This is a genomic window from Vreelandella rituensis (genome assembly GCF_003336665.1).
GTDB lineage: Bacteria > Pseudomonadota > Gammaproteobacteria > Pseudomonadales > Halomonadaceae > Vreelandella > Vreelandella rituensis.
The window spans coordinates 1-6,994 of the sequence record NZ_QPIJ01000092.1; the positions used below are offsets into that span (position 1 = coordinate 1).

4 protein-coding genes and 1 pseudogene are annotated in these 6,994 nt (G+C 57.1%); 3 read left to right on the forward strand and 2 right to left on the reverse strand.

Features of this window, described 5'->3' with window-relative positions; translation table 11 throughout:
* Window positions 1–949, reverse strand: a 949-nt coding sequence (locus DU506_RS20035) for a transposase (RefSeq protein ID WP_114488626.1), incomplete at its 3' end; no start/stop codon positions are given.
* A 402-nt stretch (window positions 950–1,351) separates the two neighbouring features.
* Between DU506_RS20035 and clpB the strand changes: the two genes are divergently transcribed.
* The 3 genes from clpB to ilvN all read left to right on the forward strand — a co-directional run bounded on the left by clpB (window position 1,352) and on the right by ilvN (window position 6,580).
* Window positions 1,352–3,934, forward strand: a complete 2,583-nt coding sequence (clpB, locus tag DU506_RS20040) for an ATP-dependent chaperone ClpB (protein ID WP_114488627.1) — start codon at window positions 1,352–1,354, stop codon at window positions 3,932–3,934.
* A 433-nt stretch (window positions 3,935–4,367) separates the two neighbouring features.
* On the forward strand, window positions 4,368–6,089 hold the full coding sequence (locus tag DU506_RS20045) for an acetolactate synthase 3 large subunit (RefSeq protein ID WP_114488628.1): 1,722 nt from the start codon (window positions 4,368–4,370) through the stop codon (window positions 6,087–6,089).
* Window positions 6,089–6,580 (forward strand): acetolactate synthase small subunit, encoded by a 492-nt coding sequence (ilvN, locus tag DU506_RS20050; protein WP_114488629.1) that lies wholly within the window; start codon window positions 6,089–6,091, stop codon window positions 6,578–6,580. Before DU506_RS20045 ends, ilvN begins: the two co-directional genes overlap by 1 nt.
* Before the next feature lie 94 nt (window positions 6,581–6,674).
* Here the strand turns inward: ilvN and DU506_RS22370 are convergent.
* Window positions 6,675–6,994 (reverse strand): annotated as a pseudogene (locus DU506_RS22370) (IS4 family transposase); the annotation flags it as partial.

A 6,994-nucleotide genomic window follows, 5' to 3' on the forward strand; every position in this document is an offset into this window, starting at 1 on the left:
GCCAGCCTTTCAGGTCTTCGACGGCAATGGCTTGGCAGTCATGTTTGAGCGCCAGGTTCACCAGCCGTCGACTGACCTGATGGGCTTGGTTATCAGCCAGGTGAGTTAAACGCTGGTGATCCCGACGGCAGAAGCCCGGTGGCAACCGGCTTCCGTGCCGAGTTTGCTTCCGTGCCTGACGGCGGATGCGTTGCATGAGCCGATACTCCCGGTCTTTATCCGTGCGCGAGAGAAACCCGCGTGCGTGGACAGTGCCTTGAGCATCGACGACCGCCCAGGTCGCCGCCGTGTTGATGCCAACATCCACCGCGAGCACCCGGCCAGGGGCGCCTTTGGCGGGCTTGGGTGGATCGAACTGTTCGGGCAACGAGAGCTGCCATTGTCGACCGTCAGTGGTCAGTAGCGGGGATTTGGCCTTGCCTTTCCCCCGGAACCGGCATGTTCCCTTGAGCCGAAATCCCATCCAGACCCAATCATTGTGCTGTCGCACCTTGATAAAGGCATGGCTGGCATCGGCCTTGATCTTGGCGCACTGGCTCCCGTAAAGGCTCGGAACGGTCTTGGTGCTGGATGTCAGGCGCGGTGGTTTGGCGTGCAGGTGTTTACGCTCACCGCTGCGCCACGCCTCAAACCGTGTCACGAAGGAGCGGACTTGACCGACCGCATCCATGATAGCGACACGGCGAAGGTACGATGGAAATTTGTAGTAGCGTTTAGCAAAGTACGTGTAGCGTACCTGTGGTCGTTTTTGGGTGGGATGTATCAGCCGTTCTATTACCTCGACCACCGCGTTCCCTTCGCAGACGCCGACCTGCGGCCAGTGCGTATACGCCACGGTCATGAGATCGCGCACCAATCGCCGATACAGCGCCAGCGTATCCGTCAGAGCGGTCTGTTGGTCGGCACTGGTGACGTGTAGCGCCAGGGAGTCGGAACGGATGATCGACATAAGAAAACTATATATCCAACCAGCTATAAGAACAAGCAAGGCTGACACCTTGCCAGGGCTATCGCAGTTGGCAGATGGGTGCTCGAATCTATTGTTCAGACTATTGCCAAGCACTTGATGTCTGGTATGAAGCCAAGACCTTAGAAAGCAATTATTTCTAACTGCGATAGCCCTGGACACCTTGCCCTGCCTTAACTGCCAATTCATTCAAAGAATCGAATCGCAGAATGCGGCAGAATTTTGTTCAATGTCGCTTTCTCCCCTTGAAACTCCTCTAAACTGACGCCACTTAAGTTGTCAAGACTTGGATCAGTTAATGATGGTTTTTCAAGAGTGTTTTTTTAGCCTATGTTTCGGGTCAAGCGGTGCGTCCGAACGCATCGCCATCCAGGGAGGAAGTAGATGCGATTCGACAAGTTTACTGCCAAGTTGCAAAACGCCATTGCTGAGGCGCAGTCGTTGGCCGTCGGCTACGGACATAATCAACTTGAGCCCGGCCACTTACTGTTGGCCCTGCTGGATGAACGAGATACCGGGATCAAAGCCTTGATTCAAAAAGCCGGTGGCAACGCTAGTCAGCTGCGCGATGGGTTAGTGGCGCATCTCGACGATCTGCCCAAGGTCAGCGAATTCACCGGCGATGTTCAGCCCTCGCGTGATTTGATCAAGCTGTTCAATCTCACCGATCGGGAAGCCCAGAAACGTGGCGATCAATTTATCGCCAGCGAATTGGCGCTATTAGCTGCACTGGAGATGAGCCATCCAGTGAGCAAGCTATTGACTCACGCCGGGGTCAACCGCAAAGGGCTGGAGGCCGCCGTCGATAGCCTGCGTGGAGGAGAAACAGTCGATGATCCCAACGCCGAAGAGCAGCGTGAAGCGCTCAACAAGTACACCTTGGATCTCAATCAACGTGCCCTGGATGGCAAGCTTGACCCGGTAATCGGTCGCGACGATGAAATTCGTCGCACCATCCAGGTGCTTCAGCGGCGCACCAAGAACAACCCGGTGTTGATCGGGGAGCCCGGTGTGGGTAAGACTGCCATCGTCGAAGGGCTCGCTCAGCGTATCGTTAACGGTGAAGTGCCGGAGGGCTTGAAAAACAAGCGCGTTCTGTCGCTGGATATGGGCTCGTTGCTGGCGGGCGCCAAGTTCCGCGGTGAATTCGAGGAGCGCTTGAAAGCGGTGCTCAAGGAGCTTTCCCAGGAAGAGGGGCGAGTGATCCTGTTCATCGATGAGCTGCACACCATGGTCGGGGCCGGCAAGGCTGAAGGTGCCATGGATGCGGGTAATATGCTCAAACCCGCCTTGGCTCGCGGTGAGCTTCACTGCGTGGGCGCCACCACCCTGGATGAATATCGCAAATACCTCGAAAAAGATGCCGCCCTGGAACGGCGTTTCCAGAAGGTATTGGTAGACGAGCCTACCGAAGAAGATACCGTGGCGATCCTGCGTGGCTTGAAAGAGCGTTATGAAGTCCATCATGGCGTGGATATTACCGACTCGGCGATTATTGCCGCGGCCAAGCTTTCCACGCGCTATATCACCGACCGCCAGCTTCCCGACAAGGCCATCGATTTGATCGATGAGGCGGCGTCGCGCATCCGTATGGAGCTGGATTCTAAGCCGGAGGAGATGGATCGTCTCGATCGGCGCTTGATTCAGTTGAAGATGGAACGTGAGGCGCTGAAAAAAGAGACCGACGAGGCGACGAAGAAACGTCTGGAAGCTCTGGAGAATCAGATTCATGACCTGGAGCGCGAATACGCCGACCTGGATGAAATCTGGAAGACGGAAAAAGCCAGCATCCAGGGCGCTGCTCAGTTCAAGGCCGAGCTTGAGCAGGCGCGTATTGACCTGGAACAGGCCCGCCGCCAGGGTGACTTGGGCCGCATGTCGGAAATCCAGTACGGCAAGATTCCGGAGATTGAAAAGAAAATAGCCGAAAGTAACGATACTGAGGCGGATACCGCCAGCCATCAGCTGCTGCGCTCCAATGTCACCGAGGAAGAAATTGCCGAAGTGGTGTCCCGCTGGACCGGGATTCCCGTGGCCAAGATGCTCGAAGGCGAACGCGACAAGTTGCTGCGCATGGAAGAGGCGCTACATCAGCGGGTCATCGGCCAGGAAGAAGCGGTGGAAGCGGTATCCAATGCCGTGCGTCGTTCGCGTGCCGGCCTTTCCGACCCCAATCGCCCCAATGGCTCCTTCCTGTTCCTCGGCCCCACCGGGGTGGGCAAGACCGAGCTTTGCAAGTCGCTGGCCAACTTCCTGTTCGACACCGAGGAATCCATGGTGCGCATCGACATGTCCGAGTTCATGGAGAAGCACTCCGTGGCGCGGTTGATCGGTGCGCCTCCCGGCTATGTCGGTTACGAGGAGGGCGGTTACCTGACCGAAGCCGTGCGGCGTAAGCCATATTCGGTGTTGTTGCTCGATGAGGTCGAAAAGGCCCATCCGGATGTGTTCAATATCCTGTTGCAGGTACTCGAAGACGGCCGTTTGACTGACGGTCAAGGTCGTACGGTGGACTTTCGCAATACCGTGATCGTGATGACCTCCAATATGGGCTCGGACATCATCCAGCGCATGGGCGGTGAAGAAACCGACTATCAGCAGATGAAGGACATGGTCATGGCGGTGGTGGGTGATCATTTCCGCCCCGAACTCATTAACCGCATCGATGAGGTCGTGGTCTTTCACGCCTTGGGTCAGGAGCAGATCCAGGCCATTGCCGGTATTCAGCTGGAGCGCTTGAAAGTCCGTCTGGCCGAACATGAGCTCAAGCTTGAAGTCAGTGATGATGCGATGGCGCAACTCGCGGTTGTGGGCTTTGACCCGGTATTCGGGGCGCGGCCGCTCAAGCGGGCGATTCAGAGCCGTATTGAAAACCCGCTGGCGCAGGATCTGCTGGCAGGCAAGTTTGCCCCGGGAGATACCATCCGTATTTCCGCTGAAGAAGGTAAGCTCATCTTCGGCAGCTGAGCCTTTTCTCAGGTCGCTCCAATGAGTTTCTGCCTCGCTCGGCTTAGGCCTGGCGGGGCTTTTTTATGTCTTTCTTGCTAGACGATGGGTGGTCTTGGGCGCTTGACAGTTGACATGCTGACAGCGCTAATGGAATCTTGACGCTTCCTGATTGCGGGCGCGGATCGAAGGGCAACCCCCGACTCTCGCGCGAAGGGTAGGCCAAGCGGCCTTTACCCGCCGAAGGACTTCCGGGTTTGGGTCACCGCCCGACCTGGCCAACGCCCCGACGCGGCAATCCGCCGTGATGAGAGTGCAGGCCCCAACCGGGCCGAAAACTGCCAGGGTTTGGCATCAGGTGCCGGCATGGCCGGCAGTGGCATACCGCCGCACTCGACCCCGTGTTCCTTTATTGAATACGGATCGCACTCGAGACCTCCAGGGGAGAAACACAGTGGAACTGCTTTCCGGCGCAGATATGATCGCCCGCTTCTTGCAAGATGAGGGCGTTGAGTACATTTATGGATATCCCGGTGGAGCCGCGCTGCATATTTATGACGCGCTGTTCCGCCAAGATAAGGTGAAGCACATTCTGGTGCGTCACGAACAGGCGGCGACCCATGCCGCCGACGGCTATGCCCGCGCTTCGGGCAAGCCCGGTGTCGTGTTGGTGACCTCAGGCCCTGGGGCCACCAATGCGGTGACCGGCATTGCCACCGCCTACATGGATTCGATTCCCATGGTGGTGCTTTGCGGCCAGGTGATGAGCCACCTGATCGGTGACGATGCCTTTCAGGAAACTGATATTGTCGGTGTGACCCGGCCGATCGTGAAACACAGCTTTTCAATTCGGCACCCGTCGGAAATTCCTGACGTATTGAAAAAAGCGTTCTATCTGGCAGCCACAGGGCGTCCAGGCCCGGTGGTGGTGGATATTCCCAAGGACATGACCGCGCCCACCGAGCGCTACGAGTACATCTACCCGAAAAAGGTCAAGATGCGCTCGTATAACCCGGTGACGCGCGGCCATACCGGCCAGATCAAGAAAGCGGTCGACATGATGCTCAAGGCCAAGCGACCGGTGTTCTACACCGGTGGCGGCGTGGTGCTCGGCAAGGCCTGCGAAGGGTTGACCGATCTGGTTCAGCGGCTTGATTACCCGATCACCACCACCTTGATGGGCATCGGCGCTTACCCGCAGAGTGACCGTCAGTGCCTGGGCTGGCTGGGGATGCACGGCTCCTATGAGTCGAACATGGCCATGCACCATGCTGACCTGGTGATTGCCATCGGGGCGCGCTTTGATGACCGTGTGACCAACAATACCTCCAAGTTCTGTCCTACCGCCAAGATCATTCATGTGGATATCGACCCCAGTTCGATCTCCAAGACGATACGCGCGGATGTGCCTATCGTGGGTCCGGCGGCCAGCGTGATCAATGAAATGATCAGCCTGGTTCAGGGGCAAGATATCGCTAACCCCGATGCCTTGGCCCAGTGGTGGCAGCAGATCGAGGGCTGGCGCGCAGAACGTGTGGGCAAGCTTTACGAGCCTTCCGACGGCGGTGTGCTGAAATCCCAGGAAGTGGTCGAAGCGCTATGCCGTGTCACGCATGGCGAGGCGTTCGTGACCACGGATGTTGGTCAGCATCAGATGTTCGCTGCCCAGTACTATAAGTTCGATAAACCCAATCGTCTGATCACCTCGGGAGGCTTGGGGACCATGGGGTTCGGCTTCCCCGCCGCCATGGGTATCAAGCAGAACTACCCTGACGATCACGTCGTCTGCGTGACGGGTGAAGGTAGTTTCCAGATGATGATGCAGGAGCTTTCAACCTGTAAGCAGTACGCCATCGGGGTGAAAATCGTCAACCTCAATAATGCCTCGCTGGGGATGGTGCGCCAGTGGCAGGATCTCAACTATAAGTCCCGTCATGCGCATTCCTACATGGAATCATTGCCGGACTTTCACAAGTTGATCGAAGCCTATGGCTTTACCGCCATCACGGTGAATACGCTGGATGAGCTTGAGCCGGCGCTTGAACGCGCCTTTGCCGATAAGCATGAATTGGTGTTCCTGGACGTGAAGGTAGATCCGCACGAGCACGTTTATCCGATGCAGGTGCCGTTGGGCTCCATGCGCGACATGTTGCTTTCCAAGACGGAGCGAACCTGATGCGTCATATCATCTCGATTCTGATGGAAAACGAACCCGGCGCCCTGTCCCGCGTGGTGGGGTTGTTTTCCCAGCGCAATTTCAACATTGAAACCTTGAACGTGGCCGCGACGGAAGATCCGTCATTGTCGCGCTTGACGGTTACCACGGTGGGCGATGATCGGGTGATCGAGCAGATCACCAAGCATCTCAACAAGTTGATCGATGTGATCAAGTTGGTGGATCTCACCGAAGGCAATCATATCGAGCGCGAATTGATGCTGGTGAAAGTAAAGGCGCTAGGAGCGGCACGCGATGAAGTGAAGCGCACGGTGGATATCTTCCGGGCGCAGATCGTCGATGTCACACCCAGCCTTTATACGGTTCAGATCACTGGTGACGCCACCAAGCTGGATGCGTTCTTGCAGGCAATGGGTCCGGTGGGAATATTGGAAGTGGCGCGTACCGGAGTGTCGGGCATCGCCCGCGGCGACAAGGTGCTGTCACTTTAACGCTGGTTATAAAAAAGTTGCCGTAAGCAGTGGGTATCCAGCTGCGTTCTGTAACTGGTATTGATTAGCCGCCCTCCAGGGTAATGCCAGTCAGTTAACGCTGACTGGCATTTTTCTTGGTGGGGTATTTCTGTGGTCGGCGCCTGACCGATCGAGGATAAGACCGCTCGCGTCGCTCAGGCAGGACGAAGGCAGGTGCCATGTCCAGCATCGATTGAAGCACGCCGGGCACGCGTCCCGGCGAGACCCAGGGTAGGATCGTCAACTCCTTGATGAGCCAGTGGGCAGCCTGATGGAAGCTGAGCTGGTTGGGATGCACGGCGTCCAGGCTATAGGCCATGCGCGCCATCTGGAAACGGATCAGGTTGTAGGCCAGCAAGGTGCCCCAGAGCTCCTGAAAGACCATCTCCGGCG

Bases quoted from the DNA above. Each gene is read 5' to 3' on its own strand.
- clpB (WP_114488627.1), top strand. From the start codon at position 1,352: ATGCGATTCGACAAGTTTACTGCCAAGTTGCAAAACGCCATTGCTGAG.
- ilvN (WP_114488629.1), top strand. From the start codon at position 6,089: ATGCGTCATATCATCTCGATTCTGATGGAAAACGAACCCGGCGCCCTG.